The following is a 21,663-nucleotide window of genomic DNA, read 5'->3' on the forward strand; positions in this document are numbered from 1 at the left end:
AAGCGGACTCTCAAAGGTTTGCACAGACTGGCTTATAAATTTTCGGACAAGTCTATTAAAAGACCGGAATCTTCCAGCCTCAAAATCATCTAATCCTTGTTGAATTCCCTTTATCGCCTCCTCTGATTCTTGTACCTCCCACTCTAAGAGACTGGTAAGCAACTCAGACGCTACAAGACTAACATCTTGACCTTGGCGAGCAGCTTTATCGCGTAGTAATGCTTCTAATTCTGGGCTAAGGGAAATGACAATTGACATAGAGCTACTTCCTTGGGGATTCAGCCTGTGGGCAATATTCTAGCAAACACAGCAATTTTTGTTGATGCAAGAAGAATTTGTTTTTGAGCAAATACAAGTTTTAGGCAACTTGCCTGAAGAATCGGCTAACACTTCTTTGTATATGCAAAGTAAATTCTCTAGATGATCTCCGCTTAATTGGTTAAAAGGCAATAAGCTTGGTGTTAAGGCTAAAAACTATAACTAGCGTAGGTTGGGGAGCCACTGCGTTGGACGGGTTCCCCGGCTTGAAGCAAGTGGCGTTTGAGGAACGAAACCCAACATTATCGAAGCTTTGTTGGGTTTCGCTGTCGCTCAACCCAACCTACCGTTCTGCCCCAGTTAATTGTTATTCCAATAACGTTCGATTAATTCATTAATTCGATATTTGTCTAAAAAATAGACCGAACCTATTAAACCTTTAGGCATCTTCTCAACAATTTTCTCACGGGCGTTCTCAGTAAAAATTCCGCTTATTGCGATAACGAAATTCGAGATGTAGCGTTGCTCATTTGACCCCAATTCGTAGAATGGCATTGAGAATGCATCATGTAATTGACCAATAAGCTCATCGATTTGTGAATTTACTCCACCACTTATATTTCCGGCTTTGGCTTGCAAACCATAGTGTCTATAGTTTCCAAAGGAGGTGATTTCAGAAAAAGTGAAATCTTTGCCATACTCTTTTGTTCCATGTGTGTAGCGGACGAAGAGAAAACCCATTCGTCGTAATAAGAGGAGAAGCAATTCTCTGCAAAAATATGTTCTTTTGTATCTTACAAACCCATTACTTTACGATAATGTGCTTCAATTTGTGCCACAGTTTCAGATTTACGCTTAGTTTCCCATTGACTGCGGTTAAATAATTCTTGGCGCAATTCATCAACATTAATTGTTGTAAATTTACCATTATTAATAATCTGCTTACCATTTACCCAAGCACTATGAACAACATTACTTGGACGCCCCAAAACTAATAAACCAATGGGGTCTGTACGCGGTAACAATGATAAATTGGTGAGGTCATAAAGTACTAAATCGGCTTGTTTACCAACAGTTAAAGAACCTAGCTTATCGTCAACATTTAATCCTTTTGCACCTCCTAAGGATGCCATTTCTACTGATTGTCGGGGTGTAATCCAGTGCTGATAATCTAAATCTGTAACGTTATGTAAAATCGAACCAATTTTGATGGCTTCCAACAGATCTTGAGAGTCATTACTAGAGGCACCATCACAACCAAAAGTGACATTTACTCCAGCTTGGCGATATTTTAAAATTGGGGCGATGCCACTGCCTAAACGTAAATTGCTTAAGGGATTATGAACAACTGTAGATTGAGTTTCGGCAAGAATAGCGATATCAGTATCATTTAACCAAACACAATGGGCAAGAGAAGTTTTATTGCTTAAATAGCCGATTCTTTTTAAATGTTCGACGGCTGTACAACCGTACTTTTCTTGGGCGAGTTTTTCTTGTGCCCTGGTTTCGAGTAAATGGGAATGACGACTAAGATTGTAGCGATCGCTTAATTCAATACATCCTGCAAACAAAGCATCAGTACATAATTGTATCCCTGTTGGTGCAACTAAAATACTCACACCCTCATCTGGGCGATGAAATTTTCTCACCGCTTCTTCGATGATTTCCAATGTTGCCGCAGTTGAGCGAAAATAAGGTTGATGATTTTGTGTTGACTCACCAGATGGAATACCTGCGGTGAGAGATTCATCTTGAATTAAAGGCGCAATAAAAGCCCGAATTCCGACTTGTGTGTAAGCGCGAATTGCAATAGCGATGGTTTCTAACTCAAGTCCGGGAATTAACACCAAGTGGTCTACTACACTCGTCCCACCCGAAAGTAAAGTTTCCACCGCCGTTCCCAAAGCACTGAGATATACTTGTTCGGTATCTAGAGGAGCAAAATCATACAGTTCCGCCAACCATAATTCTAAAGGCAAAACCGACATGATCCCGCGTTGCCACATTTCCGAAGAATGGGTGTGGGCGTTAAAGAAGCCAGGAAGCAGCAGCTTATTTTTACCATCTATAGCTGTACCGATTATCTGTAGATTCGGGGCAATGGCAGTGATTTTACCATCTACAACCTGTACATCTACAGTCGCGTAATCATCAGCAGTGGCAATTAAAACATTTTGGATAGTAAAACTTAACATATTTAACCTTGATTAAGCGATCGTATTCTGAACTGAGTTTCAAGTTACAAAATAGAAAATGGTATTGGCTATTGCAATTTTATGAACTTACCATTACGGACATTAGGGTTTCCACCAAATGCGTGGACAGTGAATGATGCTATTGCAGATATCACTCGTCCGCAAAAGACCCCACAACCCGTTATCTTAGCAACAGAAACAAAAACCCTGCGTCTAGACCTCGCAAAAGCCGCTATCCTCGTCATTGATATGCAAAACGACTTCTGTCACCCTGACGGCTGGTTAGCGCATATCGGCGTGGATGTCACCCCAGCTCGTAAGCCCATTGAACCTTTAAAGAATTTACTCCCAGAACTGCGTACTGCTGGTGTACCAATAATTTGGGTGAATTGGGGGAATCGTCCCGACTTACTCAACATTAGTGCAGCTTCACTTCACGTCTACAACCCTACGGGTGACGGCGTGGGTTTGGGCGATCCCTTACCTAAAAATGGTGCTAAAGTACTCATGGCGGGTAGTTGGGCTGCGGCAGTGGTGGATGAACTACAACCGCTAAGAGAAGATATTTGCGTAGACAAATACCGGATGAGTGGTTTCTGGGACACACCTTTGGATAGCATCTTGAAGAATCTGGGAAAAACGACACTATTTTTTGCTGGTGTCAACGCTGACCAATGTGTGCTGACCACATTATGTGATGCCAACTTCTTGGGATATGACTGCATATTAGTCAAAGACTGCACCGCCACAACATCACCTGAATATTGTTGGTTGGCGACATTATACAACGTCAAACAATGCTTCGGTTTTGTCACAGATTCTCAAGCAATTTTAAAAGTGCTGTCAACAGTAACGGGGCGTTTAGCACCTGAGGAGTAGGGAGTGGGGAGTTAGGAGTATTTAGAGATTCGTAATTTTGTAAATTAGACATACAACTTGTAAAAATCTCTTTTATGCGCCTTTGCGCCTCTGCGTGAGATTATTTTCCAAATCTCTGTTCACAGCCCAAATAGGATAACTCTACAACTAAATATTCAACACTCGCATCTCTTGTCATAACCATCAACAACTTCGAGGGGATAAATAAATGCACGCTACTCGTTGTGTAATTCCTATTATCAAATCTCCCAAAGATTACCAAGTATATCGCATCAGTCCTAACGACTCTAATCGCTTAGCGATTATCTTCGATTCGACTAATGCAAATACTTCCTTGACTTGCTGTGTAGAAATATTTGATGTTGGCGGACAAACACCACCAAACCGCCATCAGTGGGCAGTGGAAATGTTTTTTGTCCTCAAAGGTGAAGCGATCGCCATGTGTGACGGCAAGATTGCTAATATCCAAGCTGGAGATAGTTTATTAGTGCCTCCCACTGGCACGCATTTAATTAAAAATACAGGTTCCACTCGCTTATATACCCTAACTGTAATGGTGCCTAATGAAGATTTTTCAGAATTAATTCGCAGTGGAACACCAGTAGAGTTAGATGCAGAAGATATGGCAGTATTAGGGAGATTAGATGCTTTAATGCCTTGTTGAAGAAGAATTTAGAATTGCGCATGGGCCATTGGGCATTGGGCATGGGGCATTGAGAGTTATTCTCGTTGTCCCCTTGTCCCCCTTGTCTTCCCACACTCCACCCCCTTTTACTCAAATTTGAGGTTTTCTTTGGTGAAATATACTTCTGTTTGAGTACCTAATGTATCCAGACGATTACTGCCAGTATTGACTATGACAGTATAAGGTTTAATAGTTGGTAGCGGTGATGAAACAGAAAGATAAATTTTGTCATTGATAATTATTTTTGTAGGAGAAATTTTTTCCAACTTTTTGATAGATTCAACTTCAACATCTCCATTGCGATTACAAAGTCTGCCAAAAGCTAAGGCTGTTGCTTGTGGAGGAACTTCAAGTAAATAAAAATAATCAGGGCTTAACCATTCTTGCAAATTATTATCGCCACCGTTACCAATATATTGAATTGATGACTGGGATACTTTTGACCAAATATTACGAGAAAGCGCTTTGGGAAAAATGACTACTTTTAGTTCTCTGCGATCGCCAAAAGAAACTTTTGTAGTAAATGTCCCTTGACGCGACTTAATTCCATTATTATCGTAATCTTTAACTTCGATTTGGTTCAGGGGCTTGAGACTATTACAAAAGTCAAGCCGTTTATCATCTGGCGATCGCAAGTTAACCCAGAGAAGTATGGATATAAAGCCTAAAAAAATAAAAATAAATATTTTTCCAAGTATATGAACTTTCATTACTCTATACTGATAAGTAGAAGGCAGGAGGCAGAAGGGTGAAGGCAGAAGGAAAAAACCAGTTTTTATCGGGGTTTTAAACTTTTTTATTTTATATTTAATTATGTCTACCTACTTTTTTGTTTATCCACACTAAATTGTTCAATCTTTGAGACGCGATGAATCCGTCTGTACATGAATATTTTTTAGGCTTAATCCAAGTGTATTGAATCCTATCCTAAAAAACAAAAAATAGTAGGGTAGGCATTTTCTACCCTACTATTAAATTTTTTACGCCTAATGCCGATCGCAGCAGAAGTTTTGATAGCTGTGCATCAAACTTCTGTGCGGTATCTGAAGCGGTTCGTTTTTTAACCTACCTTACTAACATAGGGACTTGTTAATTTATCTAACTGCTGAATCAGAAGACTGAGGAATAATCCCACATCTGTGACTACACCCACTGATTCTACAGAACCGCGATCGCTCAATTTTGTCACCACAGCTGGATTAATATCCACACATACCATTTTCACCCCCGCCGGCGTCATATTGCCGACACCAATGGAGTGCAGCATTGATGACAGCATCAAAATCATCTCTGCACCTTCTAAGTTTTTGGCATATTGCTCTTGGGCTTTGAGCAAATCCATTTGGGTATCAGGTAAAGGCCCGTCATCCCGAATCGACCCAGCAAGCACAAAAGGCACGTCGTTGTGGACGCACTCATACATCACGCCACTCTTAATCACTCCCGCTTCCACAGCTTTGGGAATGCTACCGTAACGGCGGATGGTATTAATTACCTTCAGGTGATGGCGGTGTCCACCACGGACGGCGACACCCCGTTTCATGTCCACACCCAAGGAAGTGCCCATGATATTTTGTTCGATGTCGTGGACAGCGATCGCATTCCCACCAAGCAGCGCTTGTACATATCCTTGGCGGATTAGTTGCGCTAAGTGTTCGCCGCCACCAGTGTGAATCACCACAGGACCAGCGGTGACAACTACTTTACCACCAGCATCGCGGATTTTACGTAGTTCCCAAGCCACTTGCTCGACGACTAATTCCACGCGGCGTTCGCTGGAAACTCCCGACGACATAAAGCTAAATTCCTGGGTACTGCGTTGTTCCCGCGATTCTGTTTTGCGGATGGTGCGGATACCTAACACGTCTGTAACTACTTGTTCGCCAATTTCTAAATCACGTAGGATTTTACACCTTGCATTGAAGCCATTGGGTGTTTGAGTAATGGCGATCGCCCCATCCATCCGCTGATTTTCTACCTTCACCCACTGACCCTTAATCCGCACTTCGGTGGGATAAATTGTACTGACGTAGAAATCATCAGGCGCTACGCCATTTTGGATGACAGGCTCTAGCTTAGCGTCTCGCTCATCTTGGGGTAAGTCTACAGCACCCAAATCAATCAACCGCGAAATGATTTCTTCCATCACTTCATGGGATGGTGCTGATACCTTGACTTCGGCAGCTGAGGTACTTTGGCGTTGTTCTCCCAAGTTGAAATTCAGAACTTGGAAACTTCCGCCAGCGTCTACAATCAAATCCAGAGCGCGGTTAATCAAACCAGCGTCTAGCAAATGTCCTTCCATGCGAATGATCCGGCTTTCCACCGAGACATTGGCATGAATTTCATCTCTAACTGGTTCTGTCACCCGTAGGGTTAGGCATTTCGCTGCACCACCAGCTTTGAGAAATTCGGTCAGCGGCGTTTCCAGCACTTGGAAACCGACTTCTGCAAGGCGGGATTTCAAAGCATCACTCGCCTTGTTCATAATGACGATGCTTTCTACATTCACCGCATTACAAGCAAAGTTGACTGCATCAGCTTCGGCAATGGCGATTCGCTTTTCTGGTGCAACTCGCATTTGGATTAAGCGGTTGGAGTAAGAATCAAAAGCACCTGGATAGTAGAGCAAATAGCCATTTGCTAATGGACAAAAGCAGGTATCTAAGTGATAGAAACGTTCGTCTATCAGTCGTAGTGAGAGTACTTCAATATCCAGCCACTTGGCTAGGTAGGGGTGGGAATCTAATTCTGAGCGGAAACCGTATCCTGCCCATAACCAGCGTCCTTCCCGATCTAGCAGTGCGTCTCCTGCGCCTTCAAAAGGCAAATCTTTGGGAAGTTCATTGACTGTATAACCATTTGCCTCAAACCATTGTTTGAAGTAAGGTTCTTCTCCCTGACGTTCTTTGTGTAAAAAGCGGCTAAGTACGACGTTTTCTCCTAGTACCAAACCAGCGTTGGCTGTAAAAACCAGATCTGGCCAACCTTTCTCTGGTGGTATTAAGTCTACAATGGCGTGTTGTTTAAGAATCTGGTGTAGTCCTTGCCACTGTTCTACGGCGCGATCGCGCGATGATTTGTGAATATTCCCTTCCATCCAGGGATTAATCACATAATCTACATCGTAGTGATCGGGAGGACACATCAAAAAGCGAATCCGGGAAGTCATAAAAATTTTACAAGCGTATTTTGGATACAGATTTTCGTTTTTCCAGTTTTGTCAAATCTGCCACTAGAGCTTCTACCTTTGGATAGTTGAAGGTTTTACGAGGGCTTCGTTCATAATTCTATTACTGGAAAACATAAACTCAAGGTTAAGAATCAGACAAAGTGACAAAATGGCATGGAACTGGTGGTGTGATTTCGTGTTATTCTAACTCCCTTGATTGGTAATCCAGCAGATATTGATGAATTCTCAAGTAAGACAAGCTCGATGTCTGGCTACCAAGCTCAGGTTGTGTATTTCACCAAATTGAAATCCGTTGTCAAGCACGTCTTGTATCTTGTGTACTTTTTACTGACACAAATCTTTATATATTACTGCTGCGCCACTAACTAATAGAAGTGATTGCCAAGGATACGTTAGTCGCACACCTTGGTGTAGCCATCGCTGTTTTCTACTACTGTGTTAAGCTGCCATGCATTGAACGCGGCAGACGATCATAATATTTTAGATACTCAAAAGTCAAGAGTCCAGAATCTAGATTCAACTCAATACTTGTCGGTTAAGGGGAAAAGGGGAAGGGGAAAGGGGGAAAGGGAAAGAAAAAACCTTTAACCTTTACCCGGTTGGTGAGCTTGTCGAACCATTAACCTTTTCCCCAAATCCAATGCCGAGTTAAAAATGCACAAAGCGAGCAGTATTGAGATTCAACTAGACTCTGGACTCTTGAAGAGCATCACAAGTAATATCATGTCCGCATAATTAGTTATGATTCCCACAGTCATTGCACCCCAAAGAGCCAAAGCTGCGCTTTGTCTACCCTAAGAGCTTGCGGGGCTACGGTGTACACACAAGTCGGAAATAGTAGTCTGTGAAAGAATAATTGACGAGTAAATTCTCTGTAGAGACGGCGATTTATCGCGTCTTGTGAACGTGTCAGTCTTTTAGACGCGATAAATCGCGTCTCTACATGAGGGCTTTCTGGCTTATCCCAAGCGTATTGGAATAAAACTGGATCTGACTTGTGTGTACACCGTAGGCTTGCTCTTAGGGGATTAAGGGGTGGGGTTCTTCGGGTTTAATAAGTAATCAAGCGGACATGATATAATAAGCTAATAAGCATTTAAGTTGCATAAAACCAGGGCTGGAGGGGCTTACTACAAGCGAATCACTCTGGAAACATGAATGACATTAGCTTAATGTCTACTTGGAATTGAGTGGTTCGCAAAGGGAGCGATCGCTCTGTTCCACTGCTATATTCGTTTTCAAATAATCGCGCACCAAAGCGCAAGCATAAGCTGGTGCATCTAGGTTGAGAATTCGCTGCAAATTCCACAGAATCAGGGTGTTGTCATCACCTCCGGAAGCAAGCATTGTCCCATCGCGGCTGATGGCAATTTTCCTAATGGCTGCGGTATGTCCTCTGAGGGTAGTCAGTTCTGTACCATCAATTTTCCAAAGTTTGACTGTAGTATCTACACTGCCAGAAGCAACTACTTTGTTGTCGGGAGTAAAGGCAACTCCCCAAATTGCAGCTGTGTGACCTTTGAGTGTTTTCAGCAAATTGCCATCAAGAGTCCACAACTTAACGGTATTATCGCCACTTCCAGTTGCTACCATTTTACTGTCTTGGCTAAAGGCGACTCTCCAGACTGCTGCCGAGTGTCCCATAAGGGTTTTGAACAACTTGCCATCCAGCGTCCACAACTTAGCAGTACCATCACCACTGGCTGAGGCCAGGAGGCGACCATCTGGACTAAATGCAACTTCCCAGACTTCAGCTTGATGTCCTTTGAGGACTTGGGGTGTAGAGCGATCGCGTTTCCAGATCTGAACGACCTTTTCAACATTTGCTATAGCGATGGTTTGACCATCGGGACTTAATACTGCTGCTAAGAGTTTAGTGAGAAGATCTTTATAGGTGGCGACCAAACTCCCGTCTAGCTTCTTGAGTTTTACCGTATCATCGTAGGAACGAAGCGCAATTAATTTACTATCTTCACTGAATGAAACCTCGAAGAATGGGCCGCCAGATTGAGTAAAAGTTTTGAGCAATTTGCCTTGACGACTCCAAAGTTTAGCAGTGTTTTCGTGGCTAGCTGTGGCGATGGTGGAACTGTTGGAGGTTATAGCTATCGACCAAACCCCGGCTTCATGGGCAATAATACTTTTTTGGAATGGATTCTCTTTCTGCCACAGCCTGACAACGTTTTCTGTGCCGGCCGAAGCAATAAAGCTGTTATCAGGACTAAAAGTTACTCCCCAAACTGAGGCACTGTGTCCTCTAAGCGTCCTCAGTTCTGTACCGTCAATGTTCCAAAGTTTAATTGTTTTGTCGAGACTGGCGGAGGCAACAGTTTGACCATCAGAACTCAAGGCGACTCCCCAAATCCCCGCAGTGTGACCTTTAAGAGTTTTATACTGGCGGTAGCTGCCATTTTTGCCGTCTCGTTTCCAAAGTTTAACAGTTCTGTCTTCACTCCCAGAAACAATGGTCTGGCCATCAGGGGTAAAAGCTACTTTCAGAACCCAAGAGGTGTGACCTTGCAAAGGTTGTAATGGTTTGGCGTTTTGCCAGCCGGAAGCGTTTCGTTTCCAAAGTTTTACTGTCCTATCTAGACTCCCAACAGCAAGGATTTGACCATCAGGACTGAAGCTGACTCCGAAAAACCCCGTTTCGTAACCTTGAAATGTGTTAACCAAAGTACCATCTGGCTTCCAAAGTTTCACAGTTCTGTCCCAACCGCCGGAAGCGATAAATTGACCATCGGGACTAAACGCTACTCCCCAGATGGAAGCGGTGTGAGCTTTAAAACTCTTGAGCAAAGTGCCATCTCGCTTCCAAAGTTTAATGCTGCCATCTTCACCCGCAGAGATAAGCATTTGACTGTCAGAGCTAAAATCGATCGCTCTCACTGCTCCTTTATGCCCTTTGAGAGTTGCGACTTCTGTACCGTCTCGTCGCCAAAGCTTGATTGTTTGATCTATGCTGGCTGAGGCAATTAAAGAACTGTCAGGACTGATATCTACTGCCAAAACAGCTGCTGTGTGACCAGAAAAATGGTTGTATTCATCTGCTCCATAAACCGCTTGTTGGAGTACGTTATTCACCTTACGCTCAATCTTTGCGTTTGGTTTACCTAGTTTTTCTAGTCTATGCTTGGCTTTGATGGCTTCTATGAGGGCATCTAATCGGCGATTTGAAGCAAATAGTCCTTCAGAAGAAGATACAAGTGCTCGGATTTCGCTACTTTTTGCTTGATATGCACTTTTGAGAGTTTCGCGGTACAAAATGAAACTTCCTATACCCAACCCGCTAGAGACGAATAAGCCAATACCGACCGCAATTAGCAGAAATCTTTGTAATTTTGCAGTTTTCCTCTCTTGTGCTAGTCGTGCTTCTACTTCTTTAGCCTGTGCTGCTTCCAATGCCGTTTTGAGTGCTTTCTGTTCGTATTGTTGACTAGCAGCTAAAAATTGATAATCTAAATCGCTAAGACTTTTGCCATAAAACCAATTTTGAGTATCTTTGAGAGCTTGTCCTCGCAACAAACGCGATTCATCTCTATAAGCCGATGCTACCCAAGCGTTGAATGTTTGCGAGTAAGGACGGAGATTGTCTAACTGCCTGAGTACCCATTGGGCATTGAAAACATTACGATAAATGGGATTTTTAATTTTGAGATAGCCGTTGCGTTTCTCAACTAAACCAGACAATAATAGTTCCGTCTGTTCTAGACTATCATCCGTCGGGACAAGGGAAAGAGGACGCAAAGAGTTGCTGGTGTCTTCTTTTTTTGCGTCTCCTTGTCCCCTTGTCTCCCTGTCCCCGCGTCCCCGCGTCCCTCCATCCTCTGCCTCTTCTGCTTGCAGCACTCGTTGGTAAAGTCCAAGTAATCTTCCTGCGCGGTGTTCGTGGAAAAGTAAGCGATCGCGAATTGTCCGGAGGTGTTGTGGTTCATCTTTTGTTTGCCAATGTTCGATAATCTGCGATCGCACTAATTGTTCTACCCAAAATTCTTCAGTTCCTGGAAGTAATGAGATTCTTCCGTAAGATGTTTTCAAGGCAGTCTGGGCAACTAGTTGGCAGAGTTTTTGCGTTAAAAAGGGCTGTCCTCCTGTCCAATTAATGATCTCTCGCAGTATTACTTGTGGTTGGGTGATGATTTCCTCTAGCCCTTTGAGCAATGGTGTGGCTTCATGTAATTTAAAGCCTTGTAACTCGATCGCTGTACCAATATTAAAAGGTGTTCGGCGTTTATCCGCTATTAAATCAGATGGACTGGCTACTCCAAATAGTGCAAATCCTAAGCGTTGAAAATTCGGGTCAGATGCCTGTTGATTGTAACAATGACGAATCCAGGCAAAAAAATCGTTGACGGGAAAATTTAAACTCAATAAACTATCAATTTCATCAATAAAGAGAATAATACGTCGGTTTTTGCCATTATTCTCAGATTTAATTTCAAAATTTGGTAATAACAATTCTTCTACAAATTGGTGTAATTTTTGCACCGAGGAAATGCCTGATTGCATCTTCCACCATTCTTGAAAATTGACCTGTTCTCCGAGATTTAAGCTGTAGAACAAGCTGATCGTTACACCTTTGTACCATTGTTCTGGTGTACTATCTTCACTACCCAAGCGGGTCATATCCAAGTAAACACAGCTATAACCTTCTTGTCTGAGGCGATAACTTGTGCGCTGTAGTAAAGACGATTTGCCCATCTGCCGACAGTTTAAGACGTAACAGAAATCTCCAGCTTTCAAGCTGGTATAAAGTTTTTCGTCTGCCTGACGGAGAACATATGTGGGATCGTCATTACGAAGGCTGCCCCCTACTTGGTATCTCATATCAAAGTGCGACTACAAAAAAGAGATTAACTAGCAATTCTATTTGATTTGCCATCGTTGCAAGTCCAAGATACCCGACTTATTAAAAAAATCGGGTATCTTGTTTATCAACGATGATTTGAGATTGCTATAGATACTTTCTTAGAAGTAAACATCTTACAGTTTACAGCTTTTATTCAACTTGGATTGTATCACTTTCCTAAGTATATAATCTGTTGATTTTTGCTTAACTGTCTTAACTGTCCGTTATTTATAGTATGAAATAGGCAATAGGCTTGAAAGTTTCTTGCTGTTTGGGTTTGACGGTCAGTTTATGTCCTCAACTATGCTTCAAATACTATATTTAAATTTAGGATTAACTGTCTGCTTAAGTGTCTTAACTGTCCTTACATTTTGATAAAAAAAGTAGGATAATGTTGACTAGTATTTGGGCGAAATTAATTATAAAAAAGCAAAATTAAGAGTAATGCCCGAAATTGCGATAAATTTCAATCAATTTCGGCTTTAAACAATTGTTGATAGTTGTTTGCCAAAGTAAGTGCGGTAGAGTTCGCAACTTGGTAAGATGCGATCGCCCTCAAAGCGAATCAAGCCTAAACTGTCAAGTTTATAAGTCTCAATGGGATCGACATAAGTGCTTTGGTGCGATTTCACCAATTGGGCATAAGTCTTGGCTAAAGTGGGTTTTTCTTGTAGTTGCAGCCAGAGTCGCCATAAATGATAGCGGTAAATGCCACCATTGGCGATCGCTTCTTGGATAAGTTCTTCTAGAGTCAGTTCTTGCAAGCAAAGAAAATATAGCGAAATCCGAATTAGTCCTGGATGACCGCCTACAAATGACATCAGTTGGTTGGATTCTTTGCTAGTCTTCCAGCTTAAGCCGTGTCGCCTAGCTAAATCTTCTATCTGTTGTTGGGTAAATTCCCCAAGACGGATAGGTAGCCCAATGTTGAACGGAGAGCGATTAATATCTAGGGTGGCATACTCTTCTGTAGAATAAACTACTACCAATTTCAACTTCTGCCAATTGGGATTTTGTTGTGCTTCCTCACACCACGAACGCAATAATGCAAAAAATTCTTGAGCAATGTGAGGATATTCAAAAAAGCGCTCAACTTCATTCAAGACTAAAACAACTGAAGTTGTTATTTGCTTGAGCAAATAGCTTTGCAAATAAAAGCTGGAACTCAACTTACAGCCAATTTCTTCATCCCACATTTCATCTAATTTGGGATCTATGCCTAGTTCTCTGGCAATATGCCAACAAAAACCACGCAACAACTTGTTTAAGTTAGTCAAAGAATCAGAATCGATTTGGTAGCAATTCAAATTCACTGTCCGATACCCTTGCTTTTGTGCAAAGGCTAACAGCCGCAGCACCAGAGAACTCTTACCCATCTGTCTGGGCGCTTTAATCCGAATCACACAGCTTGGTTGAATTATTTCTCGATAAACCAATTCCTCAATCGGCTGACGTTCAATATACATCGGAGAATCCAGAGGTACGGGTCCATCTGGGTACGACCAAAAACTTTCAAATTGGTCATCCTGTTCGTTGACAAAGGAATCCAAAAGTAACCTTTGATACAAATCAGCTTTTTGTCTATGTAAATTCAATGTAATTAATTCCGAAGCTTGAATCTTATCTGCTTCGTTGAGAATTGTGTAATCTTGTGCGCTTAATTCTAGATTAAAAGCGCTAAAACAAAGTTTTAAAGTTTTTTGGTCTACGCCTGTATCCAAAGATAATAATCTGCTCAGTGTTTTTGTAGAGATATTCATGCGTTCGCCCAACTTATCTAGAGTCAAACGCTGGCCATAATTTTCTGCTACCTCCATAGCCAGAATCGCTGCCTGTAAACGCTTTAACCCGACAGAACTCAGCACAACTCCCCGGCTTCGCGTGCTTTTTTGTGGTTTCATGTCGCTAGTTATTAACCTGTTTTTTGTTAACTTTCTTCAATATCCCCTAATTTTTCAATTTTTTCAATTGTTTATTTGATTGTTACTTAACTCTTTTAAGCTTTTATTTAAAGTAGGTACAAATAAACAGAAGTGGCTTAGTGCTTAGAAGCTGCTACCAAAAAGCTAAAGCTTGAGGTGGGAACTTGAATTTATTTATACCTACTTAATCAACCATCCAAATGGACTGGATGAAACTGTTACTTAAAATTTGTTTGTAATTAAATGTCGAGTCGGCGGCAAAGTATTTTAAAGCACTAATTAATTGGCTAGTACTGAAGTGTGGCTGCTGAATTGCTTTGTCGAGAACAGTTCAAAGGTGTAACAAGATACTAAATCACGAAAAAATTCCCCAACCATGAAAAACCTCTCCTCTACTACTCCCCAACACAGTGGCTCCTTCCCCACTCCCTGTTTTCAAAATAGCTAATCATGGGAAAATCCCACAACCAAGGCATGGAAAATATTTCTTTAGCCAACATTCAACGCTATTTTCAAGCTAGATGATTCCACACCCTTTTATGGCTGTGATATTATGGGAGACTGCTGCATACATTTTGAAAAACTAGAAATTCGATCATGGCTCTGACGCAACTGCGGAAACAAGAAATAATTTCCAACTACCAAGTTCACGAAACCGATACTGGTTCGGCCGATGTCCAAGTTGCTATGCTAACTGAGCGGATCAACCGCCTCAGCGAACATCTCCAGGCAAATAAAAAAGACCATTCTTCCCGACGCGGATTGTTGAAGCTAATTGGTCAACGCAAGCGTCTTTTAGCTTATATCCAGAAGGAAAATCGCGACAAGTATTTAGCTTTGATTGGTCGTCTCGGTATTCGGGGTTAGAGGCGATCGCTTATGTCTGCTGAAGAATCTGAACGCGACCGCTTGCCCTTTGAACCAAACAAAAAGCGCCAAAAGCCCGCAAAAGCTCCAACTAAACCAGCAGTAACGCCACAAAAATCCAGCAACCAAGCTGATAAAAAGCTGCCTTACACCAAAGAAGAAATGGCGATTCCGAAAGTAGTCAGCCAGCGGATGGTTCGACGGGTAGCTGCGTTTTGTGGTGTACCAACAACTTTGGCTATTAGCACCTTAATTGTTAGCTATCTGCTTGCCACTTACGCCAACGTCAAACTAGCTCCCATTGCCGTGTTATTGGTAAACATGGGATTATTTGGTTTGGGGGTTTTAGGCATAACCTATGGTGTTCTCTCTGCCTCTTGGGATGAAGAAAGAGCCGGAAGTCTGCTAGGTTTGAGTGAATTCGGCACAAATTGGGGACGAATGGTGGCAGTTTGGCGGGAAACTCGGCAAAAAAACTCTTGAAGAAGAATTCACAATCCAGAATTCAGAACAAGAAGTGGGGGATTGGAAGTTGCCACTCCCTTACACAAAAATTGCGATAGCTACTAGCCTTGGCTCTCAAGCAAGTGCTAATTTTAGATGCTAAATTCTTCATGCAGCCTTTCCCAGAGAAGAAAATTTAGCATATATCTTAAACCTACTTAATTTATCCGCGAGTCGGACTCCTGATACTTAAATTGCAGTCAAAAATAGTAACTTGGGCTGGGAGTAGGGAGTATGTGTAAACGCCATTAATACCATGCATACGGGAGTAAGAATATTCTGTTTCAACCCAACTGAGGATGAACTCTGACTCCTGAATTATTCTTCAAAATTTTCATATTTTAGCTAGTTTTATACCCAAGACTGATTGATATTATAGTAATTTTACTGAATAGTATATTTTGTCGGTTTATTTTGTAAATAAATTTAGTTTGAACTATTCCTAATTAGGCAAATACGTAACAATAAAGTTACGTCCATTTACAGAATAATTTACTCAGTAAATCAGGAACATTGACATGATTATAGTAATGAAAAGTGGTTCCCCAGAGGCGGAAATAACCCGCATTGACGAGGAACTAACTAGTTGGGGATTAACTCCAGAAAAAATTGTTGGTAAACACAAAGTAGTTATTGGTCTAGTAGGTGAAACTGCCAGCTTAGATCCATTACAAATTCAAGAACTTAGCCCTTGGATTGAACAGGTGTTGCGGGTAGAGCAGCCTTATAAACGGGCTAGCCGCCAGTTTCGCCACGGCGAAGCTTCGGAAGTAGTGGTTAATCTACCGAATGAAACGGTGGTATTTGGTGAACACCACCCCTTGATAGTCGTAGCCGGTCCCTGCTCCGTAGAGAACGAAGAAATGATTGTAGAGACGGCGCGGCGTGTCAAAGCCGCAGGAGCGAAGTTTTTGCGGGGAGGTGCATATAAACCCCGGACTTCACCTTACGCCTTTCAAGGACACGGCGAGAGTGCTTTAGAATTATTAGCAAAGGCGCGGGAAGTCAGCGGACTCGGTATTATTACAGAAGTCATGGATGCCGTTGACCTGGATAAAATTGCCGAAATTGCTGATGTGATTCAGGTAGGGGCAAGGAATATGCAAAATTTCTCCTTGCTTAAAAGAGTGGGAGCGCAGTCAAAACCAGTTCTTTTGAAGCGGGGAATGGCTGCTACCATTGAAGATTGGTTAATGGCAGCCGAGTATATTTTGGCAGCTGGCAATGCCAATGTCATTTTGTGTGAAAGAGGAATACGTACCTTTGACCGTCAGTATACACGAAATACACTCGATTTATCAGTAGTACCAGTGTTGCGAAAACTAACTCACCTACCAATCATGATCGACCCCAGCCACGGCGTAGGTTGGTCTGAGTTTGTACCTTCAATGGCAATGGCAGCGATCGCAGCTGGTACAGATTCTCTCATGATTGAGGTTCACCCCAACCCTGCCAAAGCTTTATCTGATGGCCCCCAATCTCTAACACCAGACCGTTTTGATAACTTGATGCAAGAATTATCAGTCATTGGGAAAGCAGTAGGACGCTGGCAACAACCAGCAGTAGCTCTGGTGTAAGGGCGACTGGGGATTGGGAATGCGGCATTGGGAGTGTGGGAGGATGGGGAAGAAATCTTTCCCCCCACATCTCCCCACACTCCCACATCTCCCCAGTCCCTAATCCCCAGTCCCCAGTACCCTTTTATCTATATATATAGCGAGCAGGTATCCACTGGCGACCACGATTTGTTTGCACCCAACGTCCAGGAACCAATATTCTCCTTCTCGCTTGAACAGGGGTATAAACCCTAATTCGCGCTGGTTTTTTGATTACTCTAACTGGAACTGGTCGCCTAAATTGTCGTCTGACCTGAGCATCAGCTTGGGAAGGAATAAAGGTAACAACAATTGGTAAAATCAGTGCTGCGCTAGCAAGCATTCTTTTAATACTCATTGGCAAACTTTCCTTCTATGATGTAAATATCAAAGAGATTAAATTTCGTCAAAGATTGAAGAAAAATTTAGAATTCAGAATTCAGAATTCAGAACCAATTATTGAAGAATTGAGTTCTTCAACTATCGTACAAATTTGAGGCAGTCTGTTCGCGGAGTTCCCGCGCTTAAACTGCCGTCTGTGACGAGGAAGCCTCAGCTCAGACTTCGTGCTAATTGTAGTCCACCAAATTTTAAATTCAGTGGTAGATTTAAACCGATTTATTTATCCCCAAGTCACACAGAATATAAGCAAGAGACTTCTGGTTCGTGACTCCTGAATTCTGTTTTGCTAATCTCTTGGACAAGTAAATAATAGGATTGAAGAGAACTATATACCAGTGAAAAAGGTAATTAGTCAAAACGTGACTAATGTCATAAATAAAAAATATAAAAATCATTCTTTGATTGTAATAAAGAGGACTTATACCAATTCTTAATTCGTAATTCCTAGTTAATAAAGCTAGTGATGGTCTGGGTTTCGGAGTTTGAATCTCTTGCCCGATTTTAGAGAATTGGTTTACACACCTACGCCACTTCATCCTCTGAAAAAAAAAGGACAGGTGCAACACCCATCCTTTAAAAATTCACCTTGACTCAAAAACTGTTATTGTACTCCTGTAGGGAAAGCACCAGGCTGCACAGCTACGTTAAGACTCTGCCCATTACGGCGTAACTCTAGGCTTAAATCTCCGCCGACTTGGCTATTTTCTACAGCTTTTTGGACGCTGCTAGCATCTGTAACTGTTTGACCGCCTAGCTTTTGGATAACATCGCCAGCGCGTATTCCAGCTTTAGCGGCTGGAGAATTCGGCATAACTTTTACAACTAATACACCTTTATCTTCGTTCACACTCAAACCATTATTAGGATCTGAGTTGATATTTTGTTTTAGCTGAGGCGTTAAGCCCACCATTTGAATTCCTAAATAAGGATGTTGGACTTTACCTGTTGCTATTAATTGACTAGAAATACGTTGTGCTGTGCTGATGGGAATGGCAAAGCCTAATCCTTGCGCTCCTTGGATAATGGCTGTATTCATACCAATTACCTCACCACGGTAATTGAGCAGAGGACCGCCTGAGTTCCCAGGATTAATTGCGGCGTCGGTTTGAATATACTCTACTCGCCTATCGGGAGCGCCGATTTGATTGCTAGTCCGTCCAGTAGCACTGATGATTCCGGTTGTTACTGTATTATCCAGGCCAAGGGGATTACCGATCGCGATCGCCCATTCTCCTGGTTGCAGTTGGTCTGAGTTACCTAAGGCTACTGTCGGTAGATTATCTGCTTGAATCTTGACCACAGCCACATCGGTTAATTCATCTTTTCCTAGCACTTTACCTTGCAAAGTGCGCCCATCCTTGAGTGTCACTGTCACCGTATCCGCCCCATCTACCACATGGGCATTCGTAAGAATACGACCATCAGCACTGATGATAAAACCTGAACCAGTACCCCGTTCTACCCTTTCCCCTGATTGTGGTAGTTGCGAACCAAAAAAGCGGCGAAAAAACGGATCGTTAAATTCATCTGGTACCTGGGTTCTTACGGTTCGGGAAGAGTTAATTCGCACTACTGCCGGTCCGACCTTTTGCACCACCTGTGTCACAAAATTCGGATCTGTGCTGACTGGTAATGGAGGGGCAGCATTGACTCGACCGACTGCCAAATTAGATGCAGTTTCAGACACTTGCTGAGGATTTCCAGCCAGATAGCCGCCTGCTAATGTCATACCCGATCCCAGTAGCACCAGTGATAGAGAGGCCGCAGCCTTTTTCCAGGGTGCTGGATGATGATATTTGGCGTCAGTAGTGTGGGATAAAATGCTATTTGATGGGTTTTCTCCATCACGAGATTGGTTTTGCATTGCTGTTTAGAAGCATATCGAAGTATGTATTACTAATCTAGATATTATTTATGACAGTTTTGTTGCAGAGGTATTGCGTTATTGTGAAAGGTCTAGTTTTTTACTACTGAAGAACTCAGATGCCAGAATGGCAAGTGTAGCACATTAAAACTCATGACTAAAGTCATGGGGGTATTCAAAATTCGCCACGCCAATGCTCAACCGAGTAGTATTGATAAGTAGATGGATCTAAATAAATATAAGATAGTTCGTCATTTTATATTTAATTTTGCCCAGCTACTTACACGTCTAGTTCTCTACTTTCCTGTCCCCTATTCCCTATTATCTGCATACACAAATAAGTTCAATAATCAAAGCAGATTAATATCCTATGAGAGGATTGTTGATAGTAACATAAATCGAGTGGGTGGCTAAGGAACTATGCATTTCATCAATGTCATGAAAGCGGGATATGAGATTTGCTTTGCAACGCCATTGTGGCTGACGAAGCTGATACAAAAGTTTCGAGCTATCTGGCTCTATATCTGCATATTTATCTAAAATAGTTCTGACTTCTGCAAAAAGAATTCGCTCATCCACCAAGCCTCCCACGCCAAAGGCATTAATTAAGCCCAACAAATGATTGTTGAAAAAGTAGTAACCCAGGCGTTCGTCAGCAGCAACGGCATTTTTGCATACTGTATGACTTCTGTTGCTAAAGCCAGGGAGGATACTATCTAAATATTCCCGAAAAGCTGGGTGACAGTAATAATCTTGATTATCGCGGAAAAAGAAGCGGTAAGGATAACCGTCTTGTAGTTGCAAAATACTATTTTGTTGATGCGCTTCTAGCCCTATACCATATGTGAAGTAAAGCCAAAGAATCGGCTCTAGGGAAATTGCGAGGTAACGGCGAAACCAATCGCGGCTAATCTCATTTGTGGGTCGTTGTTCCTGCTCTGCTAGCAAGTTGATAATATTTGTCAAGCGTGAGCCATCGTTAAATATAGAATCCTGACATAGAGATATTAAACAAGTTGCATCAGCAGCAGGATTGGATAGAAAAATATTTTCTCGCAATAGCGAAGCGAAACCAGTACTTGGTTCGCCGTCTATTTTCAAAGTGATGTAGGCAGGCTCACTGATAATATTAAATTGTGGAAAGCGATCGCGAAGTTCCTTGCCAACTTCAGTATTCAATAATTGATAAAGTTCTACCGCCCGTTTTAACTCTTTATACGAGATAGCCCGCATCGAGTTAGTAATCTTGAGGTTCAAAGACACTTTGAACATGAACGTTGCATCAGGATGATAAACTGTGCGAATTGAAGAAGTAGGCATAAAAGCTCGCCCTTGTAAACCTATATCTTGCATTAATCCCTGATTTATTAATTGCTGCACTGCTGGTTGACGCCGCAGAAAATTTGCCTGCCAAGGATGCACTGGTAATAAAGCATATTCATCTGTACGGCAATAATTCATCTTGAAGTTTTCATCTACTTCAGCATCCGTCAAAAGTTCTGCTTTAATCAGTTCTATAGCTGTTTGTGGCAGTGCTGAACCTGACTCGACTATCGACTGATGGGCGCGAAAATAGTGCAGAGAAAAACGCCCTTTCAATTCGGGAGAATAAGCTGCTAATTCACTCTCAGCAAAACCTTGACGGCTTTTCGGTGTTGGGTGCAAAGGATGACCAAAAATCAGCGCTTGTTCGGTTTCAATAAAATTACTTTTGAAAGCATAAAGAATATCAGCATCCTGTCGCCGTTGGCGAACAAACTGTTCTATATTGCAGCAACTTTCCACTACTCGCCGCAGCAATTCCTCTCCATCGCCATTACTACCATCAGCCAGCGCCAACTCTTTTGTCAGCAGAGTAATTAGGGTAACGTAATCAACTTCTAAAACATCACTTTTGTCCGCTGGCTGATAATAAATTGGAAAGTGAAACAAATGGCGTCCGCTTGGTGAATAATAGCGTAAACCAGCCAATATTTGTATCCTTTGATACTCTAAATGGCAGTAGATTAATTCCTGAGCTTGGATACGAGTAAATACCTGATTTATGGCATCGTCTATCACTTCAGTATTAGCTTTTATGCTTTTACCGGAGCCAGTTTCTCGCAAATAACAATTGAAAAAGCTTTGAATTGTTGCTTGTTCAGCAATTTCCTTGTTGGTGCGATCGCTAATCAGTTGCGGGGTTATAGTGTTGATGATGGTTTGCTCTATCATTTCAATTTTGGTTATAAAGATTGAGGATTTTCAGTGAATGACTAATACCAATTGAAAAATATTCGCGATAACTATATTCTGATACAGAAGTATCGCTTTGCAAACCAAAATCTTAGACACGCGCTGAAGAAGAGGAAGGGAAAGCGTTATAAATCAAAATGTAGAGACGTTGCAATGCAACGTCTCTACTATTCCCCAATACCTTTTACTGCGATCGCAATTATCGTAAATTAAAG

Annotated in this window: 15 protein-coding genes; 5 read left to right on the forward strand and 10 right to left on the reverse strand. The window is 42.1% G+C overall.

Annotated features, from left to right (window positions below; genetic code table 11):
• The 3 genes from ACM0OY_RS22650 to ACM0OY_RS22660 form a co-directional block, all read right to left on the reverse strand.
• Positions 1–258, reverse strand: a 258-nt coding sequence (locus tag ACM0OY_RS22650) for a hypothetical protein (protein ID WP_414571087.1), incomplete at its 3' end; no start/stop codon positions are given.
• A gap of 360 nt (positions 259–618) precedes the next feature.
• Positions 619–999, reverse strand: a complete 381-nt coding sequence (locus ACM0OY_RS22655) for a hypothetical protein (protein WP_414571088.1) — start codon at positions 997–999, stop codon at positions 619–621.
• Positions 1,000–1,052: 53 nt separating this feature from the next.
• On the reverse strand, positions 1,053–2,453 hold the full coding sequence (locus tag ACM0OY_RS22660) for an amidohydrolase (protein ID WP_414571089.1): 1,401 nt from the start codon (positions 2,451–2,453) through the stop codon (positions 1,053–1,055).
• Between the two features lie 81 nt (positions 2,454–2,534).
• Here ACM0OY_RS22660 and ACM0OY_RS22665 point away from each other — a divergent pair, with 81 nt between their 5' ends.
• Positions 2,535–3,332, forward strand: coding sequence for a cysteine hydrolase family protein (locus tag ACM0OY_RS22665; RefSeq protein ID WP_414571090.1), 798 nt, complete (start codon positions 2,535–2,537; stop codon positions 3,330–3,332).
• Positions 3,333–3,540: 208 nt separating this feature from the next.
• On the forward strand, positions 3,541–3,996 hold the full coding sequence (locus ACM0OY_RS22670) for a cupin domain-containing protein (protein ID WP_414571091.1): 456 nt from the start codon (positions 3,541–3,543) through the stop codon (positions 3,994–3,996).
• A gap of 107 nt (positions 3,997–4,103) precedes the next feature.
• Here the strand turns inward: ACM0OY_RS22670 and ACM0OY_RS22675 are convergent, their stop codons facing one another.
• From ACM0OY_RS22675 to ACM0OY_RS22690, 4 genes are all read right to left on the reverse strand, one after another.
• Positions 4,104–4,727: a hypothetical protein gene (locus tag ACM0OY_RS22675; RefSeq protein ID WP_414571092.1), complete on the reverse strand. Its 624-nt coding sequence runs from the start codon at positions 4,725–4,727 to the stop codon at positions 4,104–4,106.
• Positions 4,728–5,077: 350 nt separating this feature from the next.
• On the reverse strand, positions 5,078–7,189 hold the full coding sequence (locus ACM0OY_RS22680; RefSeq protein WP_414571093.1) for a TIGR00300 family protein: 2,112 nt from the start codon (positions 7,187–7,189) through the stop codon (positions 5,078–5,080).
• A gap of 1,197 nt (positions 7,190–8,386) precedes the next feature.
• Positions 8,387–12,037 carry an AAA-like domain-containing protein gene (locus ACM0OY_RS22685; RefSeq protein WP_414571094.1) on the reverse strand — a complete coding sequence of 1,217 codons (3,651 nt, stop codon included), beginning with the start codon at positions 12,035–12,037 and terminating at the stop codon, positions 8,387–8,389.
• Between the two features lie 504 nt (positions 12,038–12,541).
• On the reverse strand, positions 12,542–13,960 hold the full coding sequence (locus tag ACM0OY_RS22690) for an AAA-like domain-containing protein (RefSeq protein WP_414571095.1): 1,419 nt from the start codon (positions 13,958–13,960) through the stop codon (positions 12,542–12,544).
• A gap of 618 nt (positions 13,961–14,578) precedes the next feature.
• Here ACM0OY_RS22690 and rpsO point away from each other — a divergent pair.
• The 3 genes from rpsO to aroF all read left to right on the forward strand — a co-directional run bounded on the left by rpsO (position 14,579) and on the right by aroF (position 16,929).
• Entirely contained in the window at positions 14,579–14,848 is a 270-nt protein-coding gene (rpsO, locus tag ACM0OY_RS22695) for a 30S ribosomal protein S15 (RefSeq protein ID WP_414571096.1), read from the forward strand.
• A 12-nt stretch (positions 14,849–14,860) separates the two neighbouring features.
• The gene (locus ACM0OY_RS22700; RefSeq protein WP_414571097.1) at positions 14,861–15,331 is read left to right on the forward strand and encodes a PAM68 family protein; all 471 of its coding nucleotides are present in this window, start codon (positions 14,861–14,863) and stop codon (positions 15,329–15,331) included.
• A gap of 539 nt (positions 15,332–15,870) precedes the next feature.
• Positions 15,871–16,929, forward strand: a complete 1,059-nt coding sequence (gene aroF, locus ACM0OY_RS22705; protein WP_414571098.1) for a 3-deoxy-7-phosphoheptulonate synthase — start codon at positions 15,871–15,873, stop codon at positions 16,927–16,929.
• A 124-nt stretch (positions 16,930–17,053) separates the two neighbouring features.
• Here the strand turns inward: aroF and ACM0OY_RS22710 are convergent, their stop codons facing one another.
• The 3 genes from ACM0OY_RS22710 to ACM0OY_RS22720 all read right to left on the reverse strand — a co-directional run bounded on the left by ACM0OY_RS22710 (position 17,054) and on the right by ACM0OY_RS22720 (position 21,427).
• The gene (locus ACM0OY_RS22710) at positions 17,054–17,305 is read right to left on the reverse strand and encodes a hypothetical protein (RefSeq protein ID WP_414571099.1); all 252 of its coding nucleotides are present in this window, start codon (positions 17,303–17,305) and stop codon (positions 17,054–17,056) included.
• A 645-nt stretch (positions 17,306–17,950) separates the two neighbouring features.
• The gene (locus ACM0OY_RS22715) at positions 17,951–19,213 is read right to left on the reverse strand and encodes an HhoA/HhoB/HtrA family serine endopeptidase (protein WP_414571100.1); all 1,263 of its coding nucleotides are present in this window, start codon (positions 19,211–19,213) and stop codon (positions 17,951–17,953) included.
• A 360-nt stretch (positions 19,214–19,573) separates the two neighbouring features.
• Positions 19,574–21,427 carry an IucA/IucC family protein gene (locus ACM0OY_RS22720; RefSeq protein ID WP_414571101.1) on the reverse strand — a complete coding sequence of 618 codons (1,854 nt, stop codon included), beginning with the start codon at positions 21,425–21,427 and terminating at the stop codon, positions 19,574–19,576.
• Positions 21,428–21,663 lie beyond the last annotated feature (236 nt).

Source organism: Nostoc sp. CCY 9925, from assembly GCF_963920935.1.
Classification (GTDB): domain Bacteria; phylum Cyanobacteriota; class Cyanobacteriia; order Cyanobacteriales; family Nostocaceae; genus Nostoc.